Below are 18,733 nucleotides of genomic sequence, written 5' to 3' on the forward strand. Positions count from 1 at the left end.
AAAACTTATTTCGTCATGCGGCGATTCTGCGCTTGATCTTTTATGTGCATGATGAACGACGACTATGCGGCTGTACTTATTTTGAGCACCACCGTGATGAGCAATAAATGGGCAATGATCACTCAGGCTTTTATGTGTTTTAGATCACATTTAGTTTTCAACGCCAGCCTCAACCCGACATACCTTTTCATGCTTGTTGATTGTTAGTCTTTTGTACAAACTTTTGCTGTGCTTGTTGCATTCACTAAACATGATGAGTTTACAATCATGGCTTTTCCAACCAGCCCGTGATCTCTCGCTGGTAGCGGCTATCGGCTTCGTTAAGAGATCGATGCAAGTTACATTGCATATTCACTGCTGCAAGCTCGAGCAAGCGGGTATCAATGGCATAATGTTTAACATCCCTTAGCCATGTCAGAACGTTAGCAAGATGCCAAATTGAGGTCTTCCCCTGATGTAAAGGCGCAGGGAAACTCATTCCTCCTTGCTCCATCAATTTGCGCATATTCTGACGAGAAAATCCCACACGTTCCGCGATATCCGTTAACCCAACAAAATCAGGCGCTGCTTCAGATAACACTGCGTTTGGGATCGCGCTGAGTACATCCTTAATCGCACTGGATATCGCCTCACGCGCATCTTTTGCCTCACGGCAAAAGCTCAGTGCAATACGCCCATTGACTCCGATGCCAATGGTGGCGTCGGTACACCCTGCAGCCCCTAAAGCCTCAATGTAATTCGACGGATCATCGTTCTGGTCCGACAAAGAAAAAATCAGCGTGAATTCGTAATCCTTCATACCTTCTCCTTAGGTTGATTGCTTTTCATGATGTGCACAGTGCTCCACCACTTTTTTGAGCTGACGAGCGTGATTCATCGCGTTCTTTGGCGTAGACCAAATGCACGTGATGCAAAATTCACCACAGCGGCATTTTTCGTTTGGGTACGGGCAATACATTTTTCCCCATGCATGACTCCCTCCCACTTCAATGCGCCACCCATTTTGCTCAACGAAATTCAGAACCTGCTCAATGTCCTTTTTGGGATGTACCGCTCTACTCATCTTCTGCTCCAAGCTTAAAAAAAACACAACGAGTTGTCAATTGACAACCTTTATTGAAACGAGCGAAAGATACTATGGATTGAAAACACGAAATAGAGGGAATCAACAGGAATGGAATGCGCTGCGCAAAACAATTTGGCACAGCGCTAAATTGCATCAGTACAAGAATGAGAGATCTAAATATCGAGCCAACGCCCTAGCATTCGCCTGTGGCAAATGAGGAATTTCACCAAGGCAGGCTACGGGCAATAAACGCCTCAGCGTTGCCATATACTCCGCATGTCGTGGCCCAGGCTCAATGACACAGTTGGCCACCCATCCTCCCAGCCTTAGCCCCGACTGTTGCACTGCCTGAGCGGTGAGTAAAGCGTGATTAATACAACCAAGTTTAACCCCGACAACAAGAATTACAGGCAGTTGTTCTTGTTGAGCCCATTGCGCAAAAGAAGTGGACTCACTCAGCGGCGTGTACCATCCTCCTGCCCCTTCTACCAAAACCCAGTCAGCTTTTTTGCGCAATGCCTGTAAGCCTTCAGACATCACTGAAAACGCGATAGGTTTGCCTTCATCTGCGCTAATAATATGCGGTGACGTTGGTTCTTCGAAAGTGTAGGGATTCACCTCAGCATAACTGAGCGATATGGATGAAGCGGACTGCAAAGCTAACGCATCCGTGTTGCGCAACTCGCCATTGCGCCATTCACTGCCCGAAGCAACCGGCTTATATCCAGCCGTCACTTTGCCTATGTTAGCTGCGGCCTCAAGTAAAGCGGCGCTGACGACCGTTTTGCCTACTTCCGTGTCCGTTCCCGTCACAAACCATGCTTCGCCTAGTTTTGATAAATTTTTTTCTTGCTCATTCACGATATAAAACTCCTGTCACCAACTGATAGCTCAGCGGAAAACCGGCTTCTTGTTGAGGATAAACGCTAGCCAGCCGCTCAAAACGGCCGCGGCTCGTCAGCCCAGAATCTCGCCCTTGATGCAAATGTGTGGCGCCAATCCCTTTTAAAGACTTCATCAGGGTCATCACATCAGGATAAAATTCGGTTTCCTGCGTTAACTGCAAATCATGGGAAAACGGCGCACAGGCGAGTTTTATCGCCTCAAACGCGAGAAACTGGTTGGTATGTGTTTTTCCATCAACTTGCTGCCAAGCCTGAGCGAGCTCAGCAAGCGACCCTTGAGCCAAAGAAGAAAAAACCACTTTACCGCCAGGTTTAACAACGCGATGCATTTCCGCTAGAGCCGCATGCAAAGAACTACACCATTGGATCGCCAAATTGCTAAAGCACAGATCCACGCTGCCATCGGGCAACGGAATGTGTTCTATATCGGCGAGAACATACTCATCTGCGCTGTCATTGCCACGAGATTTCTCCAGCATGCCTGCTGCCAGATCAAGAGCGATCACCTGCGCTCCTGCGTGTCGAAACCGGCGGCTAAAAAATCCCGTTCCACAGCCCGCATCAAGCACCTTCAGACCTTCGTAATTACTCACGCGCGCCAACAGTTTTTCGCCGCATAAGCGCTGAAAAGCAGCCACGATGTCATAACTGTTAGCCGCTCGGCTGAAAGAGGCTGCTATCGCAGATTTATTGACACTAAGCGTTGATGGCTGCATAAAATCCCTCCAGCAGGCGCTGAATATCCTGTTCCTGATGCGCAGCGCTTAGGGTTATACGTAAGCGCGCGGTGCCTGGTGGTACCGTCGGTGGCCGGATGGCGCTTGCCCATATTCCCTGATCACGTAGGTTTTGTGCTAAATCTAACGCCGCCTGATTTTCACCAATGATGACAGGCTGAATTGCCGAGTCTGACGCCATAAGCTGCAAACGAGTATCTGCCAACCCTCGCCGAAATAGCTGTACGTTATGCTGCAGTTGCTCACGCAAGTCATCGCCTTTACGTACTTGCTGTAGCGCCACACGCAACGCACATGCCTGCGCCGGTGGCATACTCGTGCTGTAAATTAAATGGCGGGCAAATTGAATAAAATACTCTGCGACTGACTCGGAACACAAAACCGCAGCACCGCTCAGGCCAAATGCTTTGCCAAAGGTGACAACCAAAAGATCTGGCTTTATGCGCTGTTGATCGCTGGTTCCGCGTCCTTGCTCACCGCACACGCCCACGCCATGTGCATCATCAACCATAAGCCATGCCCCACTCTGCCGGCTTTTTTCCACTAGCGCAGATAGCGGAGCACTATCGCCATCCATGCTAAAAACGCCCTCGGTGACCACCAATGCTTGCCCTCCATCGCTCTTACTAAGCAATTTCTCTAAAGAGTCAGGCTGATTGTGTTGAAAACGCCTGAGCGTCGCATCAGATTGCATCGATGCTTCCATGAGAGAGGCATGGCTGAGCTTATCGGCAAAAATAAAATCCCCTTTCTGCATCAGCGCAGCAATAACAGCCTGATTCGCCGCATAGCCGGAAATAAACATGAGCGCTCGCGGATAGCCCAACCATTCAGCTAACTCCTGTTCAAGCTGAGCATGCGCAGATGTGAAGCCGGTGACGTGGCCAGACCCAGCACTACCTATACCATAGCGATCGGCCCCTTCCTGCCATGCTCGGATTACCGCGGTATCTCGGCTTAGCCCGAGATAATCATTTGACGAGAAATTGAGATATTGTCGACCATTAACGCTGATTTCACGTCCACTGCCGTTTTCGCTGATCGTCCGTGAACGATAAGCGCCTGCAGAGCGACGCTCACTCAGACGTTGATCGATTCTTTGTTGGAAGCTCATCATCAAAAGGCTGCGTTATAGAACTGTTCTGTATCAGCATGCAGCAATTGTTCGGTGAGATGCTGTTGTTGCTGATTATCGCCGTGTTCAGTTTCCGTCAACTGAGGATTTAGTCCCAATTTGCGGAACAGCTGCACGTCTTTGTCCTCACCCGGATTAGGCGTCGTCAATAGTTTGCAGCCATAAAAAATGGAGTTAGCGCCGGCCATGAAGCACATTGCCTGCGTTTGTTCGTTCATCTGTTCACGTCCGGCAGACAAACGAACATAAGACGTTGGCATCATGATGCGTGCTACAGCGATAGTGCGAATAAAATCAAAGGCATCTACGTCGTCATTATCTGCCAGCGGCGTACCCTTCACTTTCACCAACATATTGATGGGCACACTTTCCGGCGCTTTAGGTAGATTAGCCAGTTGGGTGAGTAAACCCGCACGGTCGCGCACCGTTTCACCCAGACCGACAATCCCACCGGAACAAACTTTAATGCCCGCTTCTCGTACTTTCTCTAAGGTGTCCAAACGTTCTTGGTAGCTGCGAGTGGTAATAATGCTGCCGTAGAATTCTGGCGACGTGTCTAGGTTATGATTGTAATAATCTAGCCCTGCATCGGCTAAGCGATTAGCCTGTTGATCTGACAGCGTGCCCAGCGTCATGCAGGTTTCCATTCCCATCTCTTTCACACCCTGTACCATCTGTTCAAGATAGGGCATATCGCGATCGTGAGGATTTTTCCACGCAGCCCCCATGCAGAATCGGGTCGAACCTGCGGCTTTCGCCTGCCGCGCAGAATCTAAGACCTGTTGCACTTCCATCAGCTTCTCTGACTCAAGCCCTGTTTTATAACGCGAACTTTGTGGACAGTATTTACAGTCTTCAGGACATGCGCCGGTTTTAATCGAAAGCAGCGTGCTCACCTGCACTTGACGCGGATCGAAATGTTGACGATGTACCTGCTGTGCTTCAAACATCAGTTCGAGGAACGGCTTTGCAAACAGAGCTTGGGCTTGCTCTAATGTCCAATGTTGACGACCTGCCATAATGGCAACTCCCTATTCAATTTGAGGGGAAAAAGTGTCGTCAGTTTAGAAAAAAGCGGTACACTGTCAACCAAATGATCACTATTTTAGTTTACCAATACTTATTATGACCCCAGCTGATATCGAGTTCGACCGCCGCCACATCTGGCATCCGTACACTTCTATGACCCATCCGCTACCGTGCTATCCAGTCACCTCCGCGCAAGGCTGCGAGCTACATTTGGACGATGGACGCCAGCTCGTTGACGGTATGTCTTCATGGTGGGCGGCGATCCATGGCTACAATCATCCAACGCTAAATCAGGCCATCACTCAGCAGCTATCAGCCATGTCACACGTGATGTTTGGCGGGATCACTCATCCCTCTGCCGTCACGCTCTGCCAGCGCTTAGTGGATATGACGCCGAAAGCGCTCGAATGTGTGTTCCTTGCCGATTCCGGTTCGGTCGCAGTCGAAGTTGCAATGAAAATGGCACTACAGTATTGGCATGCACGGGGTGAAAAACGACAGCGATTCTTGACGCTTAGTCACGGTTATCACGGCGATACCTTTGGCGCGATGTCGGTATGCGATCCACAAAATTCAATGCATAGCTTGTATCAAGGTTATTTACCGGAGCATCTGTTCGCACCTGCGCCGCAATGTGCCTTTGATGATGAGTGGAAGGAAATAGACTTTGTTCCTTTTGCTCGTCTGTTAGCCGCGCATCATCAAGAAATTGCAGCGGTTATTCTTGAGCCTATCGTGCAAGGCGCTGGCGGAATGCGTTTCTATCACCCACGCTACCTCAAGCTAGTACGTGCAGCCTGTGAGCGCCATGGTGTGCTGCTGATCGCTGATGAAATCGCCACGGGCTTTGGTCGCACAGGCAAACTATTCGCCTGCGAACATGCAGGGATCACTCCCGATATTCTCTGTTTAGGCAAAGCCATTACTGGGGGATATATGACGCTATCTGCAGCGATCACCACACGAAATGTGGCTGAAACCATCAGCAATGGTGAAGCCGGATGCTTCATGCATGGACCAACGTTTATGGGAAATCCTCTGGCCTGCGCGACGGCCGTAGCCAGTATGGATATTCTTGCCAGCGGAGAGTGGAGATCGCAGGTGAATGCCATTGAGCAACAGCTTAAGCAGCAGTTGTTGCCACTTGCTGAACATCCGCAGGTGAAACAGGCTCGTGTTTTGGGCGCTATTGGTGTGATTGAAACGCATAAATCAGTCAATATGGCAAATTTACAACGCTATTTCGTTGAGCAAGGCGTTTGGGTACGCCCATTTGGCAAGCTCATTTATCTGATGCCACCGTACATTATTTCTCCCCAACAGCTTAGCCAATTAACCCGCGCTGTTACTGGAGCGCTGGATATAAGCTCGCATTTCCTCGACTAAATCCCCCCTTGCTCTCAAACATCTACTCGGCGTTCTCTTCTGCGGGATAGCTGAGTAGATGTCTGCTCTTATTCCTCATATTTTCTCATTCCCGTCTATCCTTATTTGGTTACTCATTCGCCAAGCTGAATGCTGGCCTAGATTTTGCTTTTACTCATACTCGCGATAACGATAGTTCGCGCCCACGAGCGCAACACCGCCAATAACAAGATTAGACAGGGGTTTTACTATGAATAAATGGCCTATGGCTCTGGCGCTATCAGCGCTCTCTTTAGCACTCTTTCAGGGCGCCTATGCGGCCTCAATGCCCGCCGTTGAAGCAAAAAACGGGATGGTAGTAAGTTCTCAGCATCTCGCCTCGCAGGTTGGTGTTGATATTCTAAAAATGGGCGGCAACGCAATTGATGCCGCCGTGGCCGTGGGCTATGCGCAGGCGGTGGTTAACCCCTGCTGCGGTAACATCGGCGGCGGCGGGTTTATGACGATCCACTTAGCCAACGGCGAAAACACTTTTATTAACTTCCGTGAAACTGCTCCGGCAGCAGCCAGTGCCAATATGTATCTCGATGAAAAAGGCGCCGTGAAAAAAGGCGCTAGCCTCTATGGCTATCTGGCCTCGGGCGTTCCGGGAACCGTGCTAGGACTTGATACCGCTCAGCGAAAATACGGTAAGCTGACTCGCCAACAGGTAATGGCCCCCGCAATCAAGCTGGCGCGTGAAGGTTTTATTCTTAATCGTGGCGATACCGATATCTTAGACACCACCATCGCAAAATTTCGTGATGATCCGGAAGCTGCCCGTATTTTTCTACGCAAAGACGGCGAACCATTTCAGCCCGGCGATCGCCTGATTCAAACCGACTTAGCCAACACGTTAGAAGCGATTGCTCAAAACGGGCCGGATGCGTTCTACCACGGAAAAATTCCGCAGGCCGTTGAGACCGCAGCGAAAAAAGGCGGCGGCATTCTCACGGCCCAAGACTTTGCTAATTATCGCATTGCAGAAACAGCACCGATTACCTGCTCCTATCGTGGATATGAATTTGTTTCCGCACCACCGCCGAGCTCAGGGGGTGTAACGCTGTGTGAAATCCTGAATGTTCTGGAAGGCTACGACCTGAAGACATCCGGTTTTAACTCAGCACAAACCATCCACACCATGACCGAAGCAATGCGCCATGCCTATATGGATCGCAATACGTTCTTGGGCGATCCGGCATTTGTCAAAAACCCAACGGAGAAGCTACTGAGCAAAGAGTATGCGGTAGAGATCCGTAAACAGATCCAACCCGAAACCGCAACACCTTCCAGCAAGGTTCAACCGGGTATGGAGCCGCATGAAAAGCCCGAAACTACGCACTATTCGATTGTCGACCACAATGGCAATGCCGTTTCAACCACCTATACCATTAATGGACGTTTTGGTTCGGTGGTGATTGCACCGGGCACTGGTTTCTTCCTCAATGACGAAATGGATGATTTCACCGTCAAAGTGGGCGAGCAAAATATGTATGGGTTAGTACAAGGCGCGACCAACGCCATCGCGCCGGGTAAACGCCCGCTGTCATCCATGACGCCAACGCTGGTAACGAAAGATGGCAAAGTGTTTATGGTCGTAGGCTCGCCAGGCGGTTCACGTATCATCACCATCACGTTGCAAACGGTATTGAACGTTATCGATCATGGAATGGCGCCACAGGAAGCCGTAGATGCACCACGCATTCATCACCAATGGCTGCCAGATGAGGTTTATTTCGAACAGCGCGGACTTTCACCTGATACACAAAAATTACTGCAGGAACGCGGTTATAAATTAGTGGAGCAAACCCCTTGGGGCGCTGCTGAACTGATTATGGTCGGTTTGCCAGGAGCAGCCGGAGTAAGTTCGGAGAGTTCCGGCAATGACTCTGCGGTATCGGGTAAAGTACGAGAAGGGTTTATCTACGGCGCAAACGACGTCCGTCGCCCATCAGGTTCTGCCGTCGGATATTAATCTGTACCACATTATCGCTTTCTGCCCCTAAGAGATTAGGGGCATCGCCCCCTTATAGCGCTTTATCTGTTAGAATACCTTTTCTTTTTTTCGTGCTGATGTGCACAGCAACATCAATGGACGAAAACTTCTCAACGTCTAATTGCTGCCATTTTCCTTTCAAACGATGAAGAAGAGATCAAGATAATGCCGTCAGTTTCCTATGACCGGACACAGGTTGCTCAATGGCTTGGTCATGCGACCTTAGCTAAGGCACGAGACTATTCTCGCGCCGTTTCGCAACTACACTGGCAAGGTAATATGCTTACTGCCAAGGTACAGGGAACCGAGCGCCGCCCCTACGCGGTCGCCATCTATTTTCACAACAAACAAAATCAATTACGTATTGAAGGCGAATGTTCCTGCCCTGTCGGCTTTAACTGCAAGCACGTTGCTGCCGTTCTATTGGCCGGTCTTGAAGAACAAGAAACGACCTCAACCGGAGCGCGTCCGGAACTTTTACGCTGGTTAGAAGCCTTTCGTGCACAGCAAATAACGCCAGCGTCTGCCAAAAAGCCGACGCAAACCTTAGCCTATGTTTTAGCCTGGTCAGAACATCGCCAGCATCATGAGATCCGTTTATTTAAAGCCAAATTAGATAAAGACGGCTCAATTCGAAGCATTGATCAGCAGTGGAATAACATTGAGCCTGCGCTATCCAAGCCCCCCAAATTTGTTACGCCTGAAGATTTTCAAATTTTGCGCGAACTCTGGCTGGAGCGCCCGCGCAACGGTATAGCGGCATTTGAACTTCAGGGCAACAGCGGCTCAGAGCTTATTCGTAAAATGATGGCCACGGGCCGTTTCTTTGTCAGTGATTCCAATGAACCTTTATATCTCGGTGAACCTCGTTCAGGTGATATCCAATGGCAGAGACTCCCCGATAACCGCCTGCGTCCCGTGTTGCAAACACAACCACAGGCCTCCGTTGTGTTACCGACAACTCCCCCGTGGTATATCGATACGCAAAGTGGTGAAGCCGGAGTGGCTGAGCTAGCCAAACCATTTCCCCAGTTGGACGAATTTCTATCCATGCCACCGATCTCGCTTGGCGAAGCACCTTTGGTTGCCGCCGTGCTCGGTGAAATTGCGCCTGAACTACCGCAGCCACCAACGGTAACATCATCAGATCTCCGAGTGATTGATGTCGAGCCGGTGCCGGTACTCAAACTCGATACCCAAAATGTCTATATGGGTGGCTTTGGCAACTATGGTTATCGTAACTGGCCGCTCGATTTTGCCACCTTCAGCTTTGATTATGAGGGGATCAGCGTCGATCCGAAGCATGACACGACACTGTTTCCGTCTGACGACGGCAGCGTGATTCAGATCCAGCGTCGTATTGAAATTGAAAAGCGACGGGCTAAAGAGCTGAAAAACTGCGGCCTAGAGCCCATCATATTAAGTGATAAAACCCGCCCACCCACGTTACCTGCCGATATTTATGGTCTTCCGAGCCCAGAAAGTTGGCCACTGTTTGTCAGCCATACCTTGCCAACGCTGGAAAATAAAGGCTGGCGCATCGTCATGACGCGTGACTCTAGCTTTAATGTTATTGATATCAATGATATCAGCGGCAGTGTGCAATCTTCTGAAGAGGGTTGGTTTGACGTTGAAATGGGGATTTTGGTGGGTGAACGCACCGTACGATTAGAGCCACTGCTCGCAGATCTGTTTCGACGAGACCGTCGCTGGCTAGACGGTGAGTTAGAAAATATCGCCGACGATGAAGGTATTATTCTTAGCACAGAACAAGGTGAACGTTTACGCATCGCCGCTAACCGCTTGAAGCCCGTCGTTCGTGTACTGGTTGACCTCTTTGCTCAGCTTGGCAACGGCACGGGAACACTTAAAGTTTCATCTCTCGATGCGGGTCGTTTAGCCGCGTTAAGCGATACCGGGCGCTGGCAGTTTCACGGCGACACCTCGATTCAGGAGTTGGCACAACGTCTTCAGGACGGGCCCAGATTGCAGCTGGTTCCCATTCCTCTTGGATTGCAGGCAACGCTGCGCAGCTATCAGCATCAAGGTTTAAGCTGGATGCAGTTCTTACGCCAGCACGATATTTCCGGTGTTCTCGCCGATGACATGGGTCTAGGAAAAACGGTACAAACGCTGGCGCACATACTTGCTGAAAAAGAAGCGGGACGGCTCGATCGCCCTGCTCTGATCGTCGTGCCGACAACGCTGGTACATAACTGGCGCGAAGAGGCTGCACGCTTCACGCCAGACCTCAACGTACTGGTTCTCAACGGCCCGCAGCGCAAAGAACATTTTGATCAGATAGATCAGTTTGATTTGATCCTTACCACCTATTCGCTACTGTGGCGCGATCAAAAAGTGCTGACCCAGCACGATTACCACCTATTGATCCTTGATGAAGCACAGTATGTAAAAAACGCGACTACGCGTGCGGCGACGGCATTAAGGGATTTAAATGCCCGTCATCGACTGTGCTTAACCGGTACGCCGTTGGAGAATCATCTAGGAGAAATATGGTCGTTGTTCGATTTCCTGCTGCCAGGATTCTTGGGTAGCCAAAAAGAGTTTAATCAGCGCTGGCGTGTCCCTATTGAAAGGGATGGAGATAATGTCAGACGCGATCTCCTCGTACGTCGCATTCGACCATTTATGCTACGCCGTCGCAAAGATGATGTCGCTACCGAGCTGCCACCAAAGACTACGCTATTACGTACCGTTGAACTTAAAGGCTCGCAGCGCGATCTCTACGAAACCGTACGTACTGCCATGCAGGAGAAAGTACGCACCGCGATAGATTCACAAGGCATGGCACGCAGCCACATTATCGTCTTAGACGCCCTGCTGAAGCTGCGACAGGTATGCTGCGATCCGCGCTTGGTGAATCTAGAAAAGGCGGCTTTAGTCAAAGAGTCAGCCAAGCTCGAGCTCCTCCTTGAACTCTTGCCGGAAATGATTGAAGAAGGCCGCCGCATTTTGCTGTTTTCTCAATTCACCGGCATGCTCGATTTGATTTCTCAAGCGCTAGATAAAGCAGGTATCGCCTATGTGACGTTGACAGGCTCAACGGCCGATCGTCATGCACCTGTGCAACGTTTCCAGCGAGGGGAAGTTCCTCTGTTCTTGATCAGTCTGAAAGCGGGTGGCGTGGGCTTAAACTTGACCGCAGCCGATACGGTCATACATTACGACCCTTGGTGGAACCCTGCCGCAGAGAATCAGGCTACCGATCGTGCACACCGCATGGGGCAAGATAAGCCTGTCTTTGTTTATAAACTGATTGCCGCTGGCAGCATTGAAGAGAAAATCGTGGCACTGCAGGATAAAAAAGCAGCGTTGGCAAACAGTATTTTATCTGAAGATAGCAGTGGAACGACCAAATTCTCCGCCGACGATCTTAGCGCTCTGTTTGAACCTATGCCCTAAGCTCAACGGCAGTTTTACATTTTTCAAATTAGCGTGTGGGTGTAATATTCAGGTGAAAATATCACGCTAATTATAATCAGAATGACTATTACCCATTAAAGGAACGTTTATGAGCTACCGCATGATTGCACTTGATTTGGACGGTACCCTGCTGACGAGTCGTAAGCAGATACTACCAGAATCGTTGGCTGCACTAGATTTGGCACGTAAAGCGGGTCTAGAAGTGATGATTGTTACGGGACGCCACCATATTGCGATTCATCCTTTCTATCAGGCTCTGAAATTAACAACTCCAGCGATTTGCTGTAATGGCACCTATCTATATGACTATCAGGCGCGCAGCGTTTTAGCATCAAATCCGTTGGCTCCCGCTCAAGCCCACCAAGTTTTAGATCGTTTAGATCAAATGAATATCCACGGCCTGATGTACGTTGACGACGCCATGCTATACCAGCAAACCAGCGGGCATGTGATTCGCTCACATGCATGGGCCGAGTCATTGCCTGAAAATCAGCGTCCGACACTCATTCAGGTCGATAGCCTGCAACAAGCCGCTAATGATGTGAAATCTATCTGGAAATTTGCGACCTCAGACGCCGATATCGCTAAACTTCGCGCCTTTGCCGACGGCGTTGAAGCCGATTTGGGACTGACCTGCGAGTGGTCGTGGCACGATCAGGTCGATGTGGCTCAATCAGGTAACAGCAAAGGAAATCGCCTAGCCGAATACGTCGCGTCACGCGGCATTGACATGTCTGAAGTGATTGCTTTTGGCGATAACTTTAATGATATCAGTATGCTAGAAAATGTCGGACTTGGTGTTGCTATGGGCAACAGCGCCGATGAAGTCAAAGCGCGCGCTAAAGCAGTGATTGGTGGAAATGAAGAAACCTCAATTGCCGACTTCCTAAAACAAAACGTTCTATAGTTTCAATTCGATAGCAGCATTTTCAGACTTATTCTTTAAGGGTGAGGGAGAAGTGTTATTCCCTCACGCCTTAGCTACGTTTCAACTGCCTGTTCTGAAAATGCTAGAACAGCAAGTCAATCAGCCGCATCGCTGCGACAATGAATTCTAAAACAACAATAATTGCTGATAGTAGACTCACCCGTTTGCTCCCTGCATCAAGGAGCATGATACTGGCACGGTTTACCTTCACACTGCCTATCGCCATACCAAGATCACATGTTAGGGCGATCGTACCATGCTCCAAGCCAAGGCACTGACCAGCACCACCCGCATCAGCTAGGACTTAAGAAATCATTACCCCTTAACATGGTAATCCGCACCTAACAGAACTGATTATATATACAGTTATTTATCTTTGTATATTCACATTGTTTTACATCATTCTTAAGATACAGGCATATTGCAGAATGAGTGAATCTATCGTTATACTCCTGTTCGTTAGGGTGATCGTGCCATGCATAATTTACCTTCGGCAACCAACCGACAGGTAATGCATAACAAAAAACTCCGCTAAAATGCGGAGTTTTTTGTTTTTATGATTCTCTGATTTTAACGGCTAATAGACACGCTTTTTATCTGCGCATAAAGCTGCTGGCCGGCGTGGATATTCAAGTCATCTCGAGCCCACGGTGTAATACGCGCCCAAAGAATCGCATTCCCTACCGATAGCTTCACTTCTACCTGACCATCGACATCCAGACACTCAAGTACTGTGGCCGCTAGTATATTGCGAATACTGCTCGCCACAGGCGGTTCAGGCACTAAAGAAACATCGGCGGCATTGATGCGGATACGTAAATGGGTTTGTGGCTGCACATCCAATTTTCCCACCCAAATATGCTGTGAGCCCACAGACAGCGCCGTCATCGCATAGGATTCATGGTGCTTTAACACACTCACGTTCAGCACGCTGCTCTGCTCTTCTTTCTGCAGCCATGGGCGCAAGGCGCTGCTAGCCCATACGTCTTCGAGCAAACCAAATGCCCGAACTTTTCCTTGATCAAGCAGCAACACATGATCCGCTAACTGAAGGATCTCATCCATACTATGGCTGACGTACAAGATCGGAATATTGACGTCCTGCGCCAAACGCTCCAGATAGGGCAACAGCTCGCGTTTACGTGGTAAATCCAGCGAAGCTAACGGCTCATCCATCAGCATCACTTCGGGTGCTGTGAGTAACGCGCGACCAATCGCAACACGCTGCTTTTCGCCTCCCGATAAGCTGAAGGGAAAACGGTCTAGTAACGCCTCAATACCCAGTAATCGCACGATACTGTCAAACTGCGAGCGCATTGAATCAGCCATGCCATATTCCAAATTTCCACGCACCCGATAGTGTGGAAACAACCGCGCGTCTTGAAACACGTAACCGATGCGACGCTTTTCTGGCGGTAGACAGATACGGCGTTGGCAATCAACCAGCGCTCGTCCGTTCAGGATAACTGAGCCTTTCTGCGGACGAGTAAGCCCGCCAATCACGTTGATGAGCGACGTTTTTCCCGCACCGGATAGGCCAAAAATGGCGGTGATCCCCTTTGAAGGAAGGGTCGCTTTAACGTCTAAATTCAGATCGCCAAGGCGCTGATGAATATCAAGTTCTAACATGCGTCTTAGCCTCCCAAGCGTTTCTGGCTCCAGCGCGCCAACCATTCTGATAACAGCAATGAAACCAGTGATAGCACAATAGCGATAGCACATAATCGTGCGGCGTCGGCTTCAGCGCCTGGGGTTTCAATCAGCGTATACATGGCTAGCGGGATGGTTCGTGTTTCACCCGGAATATTGGAAACAAAGGTAATTGTCGCACCAAACTCACCTAACGAACGGGCAAAGGCAAGCACGGTTCCGGCTAAAATGCCCGGAAACGATAGCGGTAGCGTAATAGTGAAAAAAACTCGCCACGGATTTGCGCCGAGCGTACGCGCCGCTTGTTCAAGCTTAGAATCAACGGCAGACAGCGCTAAACGAATAGCACGAACCATTAACGGAAAAGCAACCACCGCCGACGCCAACGCGGCTCCGTGCCAACTGAAACTGAAGCTAAAACCGAACCAGTCGTATAGCCAAGCGCCAATAACACCTTTGCGCCCCATGCCAACCAAAAGTAAGTATCCAATTACCACGGGCGGTAAAACCAATGGCAGATGGATGATACTGTCGAGCAGAGACTTACCAGGAAAATTGCAACGGACCAATACCCATGCGGTAAAAATGCCAACAGGAAGGCTGAAGATAACGGCCGTCCCTGCCACTTGCAGGCTAAGGACAACCGCTTCCCACTCATATGCACTCAGAAACATTAGCGCGGAGTAAATCCATAACGAGTAAAGATGGCTGCGGCTTCAGGAGTACGCAGGTAATCATAGAAGGCGGTAACCGCAGGCGTTTGTTTGTCTTTAACTATCGCCATTGGGTATTCAACAGGTTTGTGTGAGTCGGCAGGGAAAATACCGACAACCTTCACTTTTTTACTGGCAACAGCATCAGAGCCGTACACAACTCCGAGCGGAGCCTCATCGCGTTCCACCAGCGCCAGTGCGGCACGGACGTCATTCGCGCGTGCCATTTGTGGAGACAGTTCGTCCCACGCGCCCAGTTTCTGTAGCGCTTCTTTCGCATAAATACCTGCTGGGACGTGATCTGGATCGCCAACCGCCAAACGGCCACCGTTCAGCAATGCTTTCCAGTCAGTTTTTTTGTCGATGTTCACTTTATCGATTTTGCTGTCTTTAGACGCCACCAGCACTAATTCATTACCCAGCAGAGTAATACGGGTATCGGCAACCATTGCTTTTTTATCAATAGCGAAATCCATCCACTGCTGGTCGGCCGAGATAAACAGATCGGCAGGTGCACCCTGATCAATCTGGCGCGCCAACGTAGAAGAAGAGGCAAAAGAAGACACAATTTTCACGTCTTTGCCTTTTTCATACTGTGCAGCAATATCTTGCAACGCATTGGTCAGCGATGCTGCGGCAAATACGGTGACTTTCTCTTGCGCCACGGCGAATTGGCTTACGCCAACGGCAAGAAGGGTACCTACTGCCAGTTTATTCCACGCTTTCATCTCAGACTCCATAGAATGATGTTATGCCATACGTTATGTAGTCGATTATATGACGTTGCATTCTAAAGTGTCACTGACAATATCAGTAAACATGAGGTGGGTTTGATTTATGAGAAATTTAGCGAGAACGCATCGAACAGAAATAGCGTTAGCAAAATGTAGAAACGCCCAGCATCGCTGGGCGTAACAGGAAAGGCATCACGTTTTAATGATTCGAACGTTTTTCTTCAGAATGGCCAATACTAGAGATAATGTTAAACACTTCTCCCAAGCCATAAATCAAGCCAAGTATAGCGGCCATAACCACGGGAACCATGATTGCAGCGAATACCAGACTTTTCAGTAATTCCAACATAACAACCTCACTCAGTGTTGGTAGCAGCAATCATGCTGCATTTTCCAAGGCTGACTCATAATACAGAATGTCGCCGCATATATTAAACAGCTTAGCGTAAAATGTACGGCTCAAATGTGCGGTCTAGTGTTAATCAGACAATGCGGTTTGCGTCTTGGGGCCGTTATCAGCGAAAATACAGTGATAACCTGTGAAGGATGAACCTTATGCAAGCCGAAATTTTACTGACGCTAAAACTCCAGCAACGCCTGTTTGCCGACCCGCGTCGTATCGAATTACTCAAACAGGTACGCCACACCGGTTCTATCAGTCAGGGGGCAAAGCTGGCTGGCATTAGCTATAAAAGTGCGTGGGATGCCGTCAATGAAATGAATCAGCTCTCGGAAGAGACGTTGGTTGAACGCGCCACGGGAGGTAAAGGCGGCGGCGGTGCAAAAATTACTCGTTACGGCGAACGTCTGATTGCTCTGTACGACTTGCTAGGGCAAATTCAGCAAAAAGCCTTTGATGTGCTGAATAAAGACGATCTCCCACTGGACAGCCTGCTAGCAGCAATTGCCCGCTTTTCTTTGCAGACCAGTGCACGTAACCAATTTTTTGGCACTGTAACCGAACGCGATCACCAGCAGGTTCAGCAACACCTAAGCGTACAACTTGCCGATGGCAAAACGGTATTACGTGCAGCAATTACCGAACAAAGCGCCGAGCGTTTGGCATTAGCGCCGGGCAAAGAAGTATTGGTGCTGATCAAAGCACCATGGGTAAAACTCACCACTGACGAATCGCTCGCCGGTGCAGCAGACAATAATTTGACTGGAAAAGTAAGCCATATTCAGCTTGGTTCTGAGAATAGCGAAGTCCTAGTGCAACTCGAAGGTGGCGTCACGCTGTGTTCGACCGTCGATAACCAGAATATGGCGCATCTGAAATTAAGCTTAGGGAAAACCGTAACGGCACAATTCAACGCCGATCAGGTGATTTTAGCCACCTTAGCCTAAGTTCTCTCCTTGATAAAATAGCGTTCCCTCCCTAGCCGGAGGGATATCGCTCCGTTATGTGGCTTATCAGTAAAATCTCTCGCTTCTGTCCTTGACTCTCTCTCACGTTCTGCTTATCCCTAGTAACTAAAAAATGACGATATTGGGAGCCGTATGACCTCGCTAACCTTTGCACAGGCACGATTTCGCCTCAGCGATACCCGCACGCTGTTTTTACCCAGCCTGATCATCCACTCTGGTGAAAGTTGGGCTTTCGTCGGGGCAAACGGCAGCGGAAAATCGGCGTTAGCACGTGCTTTAACGCAGGAACTACCGCTGTTGAACGGCCAAACAGAGTCGCATTTTGTACATAGTATCAGGCTCTCTTTCGAGCAATTACAAAAACTACTCAGCGACGAGTGGCAGCGTAATAACACCGATATGCTCAGCGAAGGCGAAGACGATACTGGCCGCACCGTGGCTGAAATCATTCAATCAGATATCAAAAATGCGCAGCGCTGCGAACAATTAGCCGCTCAGTTTGGCATCGAGTCACTTCTAGCACGACGTTTTAAGTATCTTTCTACCGGTGAAACGCGCAAAGCACTGCTGTGCCAAACGCTGATGTCACAGCCCGATTTGTTGGTGTTAGATGAACCTTTTGATGGGCTGGATATCAACTCACGCGCCCAGTTGGCACAAATGCTACAAGAGCTAAATGCCCAAGGCGTCACCACCGTGTTAGTGCTTAATCGCTTTGACGATATTCCTGATTTTATACAACACGTCGGCGTTTTGGCGGAATGCGAACTCACTCAGGTGGGAAGTCGCACAGAAGTACTTTCTCAGGCGCTCGTTGCTCAGTTAGCCCACAGTGAAAAACTTGATGGCATGCAGCTGCCTGAGACTGAAGATCCCACTAGGCAAGATCGATTACCTGACGATCAGCCACGAATCATTCTCAAAGACGGCGTCGTGCAGTACAACGATCTCCCGATCCTCAATCATTTGGATTGGCAGGTCGATCCCGATCAACATTGGCAGATTGTCGGACCCAATGGCGCTGGAAAATCAACGCTTTTAAGCTTGATTACTGGCGATCATCCGCAAGGCTACAGCAACGAACTCACGTTATTTGGTCGTCGTCGTGGCAGTGGTGAAACCATTTGGGATATCAAAAAACACATCGGTTACGTTAGCAGTAATCTTCATCTGGAGTATCGCGTTAGCATTAGCTTGCGCAATGTCATTTTGTCCGGCTTTCTGGATTCGATTGGTATCTACCAAGCCACCTCAGATCGACAGGAAAAACTCACCGATCAATGGCTAGAATTACTGGGCATGCGTACTTTAAGTCATCACCCATTTCACGATCTTTCTTGGGGACAGCAGCGCTTGGCGCTGATTGCCCGCGCTTTAGTCAAACATCCCGCGTTGCTGATTTTGGATGAACCATTGCAAGGGCTCGACCCACTCAACCGTCAGTTGGTCAAACGTTGGATTGATATTCTGATGAAAGATGGCAACAGCCAATTACTGTTTGTCTCCCATCATCCAGAAGATGCACCCGATTGTATTACTCACCGTCTCACTTTTGTGCCCGCTGGCGATACTTATCACTATCAAACAGATCGCATCTAACTATCATGCGGGCTTCCTCTTTTAC

Annotated in this window: 16 protein-coding genes; 6 read left to right on the forward strand and 10 right to left on the reverse strand. The window is 49.4% G+C overall.

Annotated features, from left to right (window positions below):
• Positions 1-265 precede the first annotated feature (265 nt).
• The 6 genes from M988_RS13715 to bioB form a co-directional block, all read right to left on the reverse strand.
• Positions 266-799, reverse strand: coding sequence for a DNA-binding protein (locus M988_RS13715; protein WP_039187034.1), 534 nt, complete (start codon positions 797-799; stop codon positions 266-268).
• Positions 800-808: 9 nt separating this feature from the next.
• Positions 809-1,063 carry a hypothetical protein gene (locus tag M988_RS13720; RefSeq protein ID WP_008812818.1) on the reverse strand — a complete coding sequence of 85 codons (255 nt, stop codon included), beginning with the start codon at positions 1,061-1,063 and terminating at the stop codon, positions 809-811.
• Positions 1,064-1,219: 156 nt separating this feature from the next.
• Positions 1,220-1,927: a dethiobiotin synthase gene (bioD, locus tag M988_RS13725; protein WP_064574599.1), complete on the reverse strand. Its 708-nt coding sequence runs from the start codon at positions 1,925-1,927 to the stop codon at positions 1,220-1,222.
• Entirely contained in the window at positions 1,920-2,687 is a 768-nt protein-coding gene (gene bioC / locus M988_RS13730) for a malonyl-ACP O-methyltransferase BioC (protein WP_039187039.1), read from the reverse strand. The genes bioD and bioC overlap by 8 nt, the downstream gene beginning before the upstream one ends.
• Complete coding sequence (gene bioF, locus M988_RS13735) at positions 2,668-3,822, reverse strand: 8-amino-7-oxononanoate synthase (RefSeq protein ID WP_064574831.1); 1,155 nt, start codon at positions 3,820-3,822, stop codon at positions 2,668-2,670. Before bioF ends, bioC begins: the two co-directional genes overlap by 20 nt.
• 2 nt (positions 3,823-3,824) lie before the next feature.
• Entirely contained in the window at positions 3,825-4,862 is a 1,038-nt protein-coding gene (bioB, locus tag M988_RS13740; RefSeq protein ID WP_064574600.1) for a biotin synthase BioB, read from the reverse strand.
• Between the two features lie 106 nt (positions 4,863-4,968).
• Between bioB and bioA the strand changes: the two genes are divergently transcribed.
• The 4 genes from bioA (at position 4,969) to M988_RS13760 (ending at position 12,623) form a co-directional block, all read left to right on the forward strand.
• Complete coding sequence (bioA, locus tag M988_RS13745) at positions 4,969-6,258, forward strand: adenosylmethionine--8-amino-7-oxononanoate transaminase (RefSeq protein WP_064574602.1); 1,290 nt, start codon at positions 4,969-4,971, stop codon at positions 6,256-6,258.
• 244 nt (positions 6,259-6,502) lie between these two features.
• On the forward strand, positions 6,503-8,251 hold the full coding sequence (ggt, locus tag M988_RS13750; protein ID WP_227660486.1) for a gamma-glutamyltransferase: 1,749 nt from the start codon (positions 6,503-6,505) through the stop codon (positions 8,249-8,251).
• A 186-nt stretch (positions 8,252-8,437) separates the two neighbouring features.
• Positions 8,438-11,695 carry a DEAD/DEAH box helicase gene (locus M988_RS13755; protein WP_064574604.1) on the forward strand — a complete coding sequence of 1,086 codons (3,258 nt, stop codon included), beginning with the start codon at positions 8,438-8,440 and terminating at the stop codon, positions 11,693-11,695.
• Positions 11,696-11,804: 109 nt separating this feature from the next.
• Entirely contained in the window at positions 11,805-12,623 is an 819-nt protein-coding gene (locus M988_RS13760) for a pyridoxal phosphatase (protein WP_064574606.1), read from the forward strand.
• Positions 12,624-13,214: 591 nt separating this feature from the next.
• Here the strand turns inward: M988_RS13760 and modC are convergent.
• The 4 genes from modC to M988_RS13780 form a co-directional block, all read right to left on the reverse strand.
• Positions 13,215-14,273 (reverse strand): molybdenum ABC transporter ATP-binding protein ModC, encoded by a 1,059-nt coding sequence (gene modC, locus M988_RS13765; protein ID WP_008812809.1) that lies wholly within the window; start codon positions 14,271-14,273, stop codon positions 13,215-13,217.
• Positions 14,274-14,278: 5 nt separating this feature from the next.
• Positions 14,279-14,968 carry a molybdate ABC transporter permease subunit gene (gene modB / locus M988_RS13770; RefSeq protein ID WP_004096300.1) on the reverse strand — a complete coding sequence of 230 codons (690 nt, stop codon included), beginning with the start codon at positions 14,966-14,968 and terminating at the stop codon, positions 14,279-14,281.
• The gene (gene modA / locus M988_RS13775) at positions 14,968-15,735 is read right to left on the reverse strand and encodes a molybdate ABC transporter substrate-binding protein (RefSeq protein ID WP_064574608.1); all 768 of its coding nucleotides are present in this window, start codon (positions 15,733-15,735) and stop codon (positions 14,968-14,970) included. The genes modB and modA overlap by 1 nt, the downstream gene beginning before the upstream one ends.
• Positions 15,736-15,940: 205 nt before the next feature.
• Positions 15,941-16,090 carry an AcrZ family multidrug efflux pump-associated protein gene (locus M988_RS13780; RefSeq protein ID WP_008812807.1) on the reverse strand — a complete coding sequence of 50 codons (150 nt, stop codon included), beginning with the start codon at positions 16,088-16,090 and terminating at the stop codon, positions 15,941-15,943.
• Between the two features lie 206 nt (positions 16,091-16,296).
• On the opposite strand from M988_RS13780, the gene modE reads away from it, so the two are divergent.
• Together modE and modF are read left to right on the forward strand one after the other, a co-directional pair.
• Positions 16,297-17,088 carry a molybdenum-dependent transcriptional regulator gene (gene modE, locus M988_RS13785; RefSeq protein ID WP_064574610.1) on the forward strand — a complete coding sequence of 264 codons (792 nt, stop codon included), beginning with the start codon at positions 16,297-16,299 and terminating at the stop codon, positions 17,086-17,088.
• 153 nt (positions 17,089-17,241) lie between these two features.
• Positions 17,242-18,708: a molybdate ABC transporter ATP-binding protein ModF gene (gene modF, locus M988_RS13790; protein ID WP_064574611.1), complete on the forward strand. Its 1,467-nt coding sequence runs from the start codon at positions 17,242-17,244 to the stop codon at positions 18,706-18,708.
• Positions 18,709-18,733 lie beyond the last annotated feature (25 nt).

The organism is Hafnia paralvei ATCC 29927 (assembly GCF_001655005.1).
GTDB classification, from domain to species: domain Bacteria; phylum Pseudomonadota; class Gammaproteobacteria; order Enterobacterales; family Enterobacteriaceae; genus Hafnia; species Hafnia paralvei.

Coding starts and splice junctions, on each gene's coding strand:
- bioF (WP_064574831.1), bottom strand. CDS start 3,822: ATGAGCTTCCAACAAAGAATCGATCAACGTCTGAGTGAGCGTCGCTCT.
- M988_RS13720 (WP_008812818.1), bottom strand. CDS start 1,063: ATGAGTAGAGCGGTACATCCCAAAAAGGACATTGAGCAGGTTCTGAAT.
- modE (WP_064574610.1), top strand. CDS start 16,297: ATGCAAGCCGAAATTTTACTGACGCTAAAACTCCAGCAACGCCTGTTT.
- M988_RS13715 (WP_039187034.1), bottom strand. CDS start 799: ATGAAGGATTACGAATTCACGCTGATTTTTTCTTTGTCGGACCAGAAC.
- M988_RS13755 (WP_064574604.1), top strand. CDS start 8,438: ATGCCGTCAGTTTCCTATGACCGGACACAGGTTGCTCAATGGCTTGGT.
- modF (WP_064574611.1), top strand. CDS start 17,242: ATGACCTCGCTAACCTTTGCACAGGCACGATTTCGCCTCAGCGATACC.
- bioB (WP_064574600.1), bottom strand. CDS start 4,862: ATGGCAGGTCGTCAACATTGGACATTAGAGCAAGCCCAAGCTCTGTTT.
- bioA (WP_064574602.1), top strand. CDS start 4,969: ATGACCCCAGCTGATATCGAGTTCGACCGCCGCCACATCTGGCATCCG.
- M988_RS13760 (WP_064574606.1), top strand. CDS start 11,805: ATGAGCTACCGCATGATTGCACTTGATTTGGACGGTACCCTGCTGACG.
- M988_RS13780 (WP_008812807.1), bottom strand. CDS start 16,090: ATGTTGGAATTACTGAAAAGTCTGGTATTCGCTGCAATCATGGTTCCC.
- modB (WP_004096300.1), bottom strand. CDS start 14,968: ATGTTTCTGAGTGCATATGAGTGGGAAGCGGTTGTCCTTAGCCTGCAA.
- modA (WP_064574608.1), bottom strand. CDS start 15,735: ATGAAAGCGTGGAATAAACTGGCAGTAGGTACCCTTCTTGCCGTTGGC.
- modC (WP_008812809.1), bottom strand. CDS start 14,273: ATGTTAGAACTTGATATTCATCAGCGCCTTGGCGATCTGAATTTAGAC.
- bioC (WP_039187039.1), bottom strand. CDS start 2,687: ATGCAGCCATCAACGCTTAGTGTCAATAAATCTGCGATAGCAGCCTCT.
- ggt (WP_227660486.1), top strand. CDS start 6,503: ATGGCTCTGGCGCTATCAGCGCTCTCTTTAGCACTCTTTCAGGGCGCC.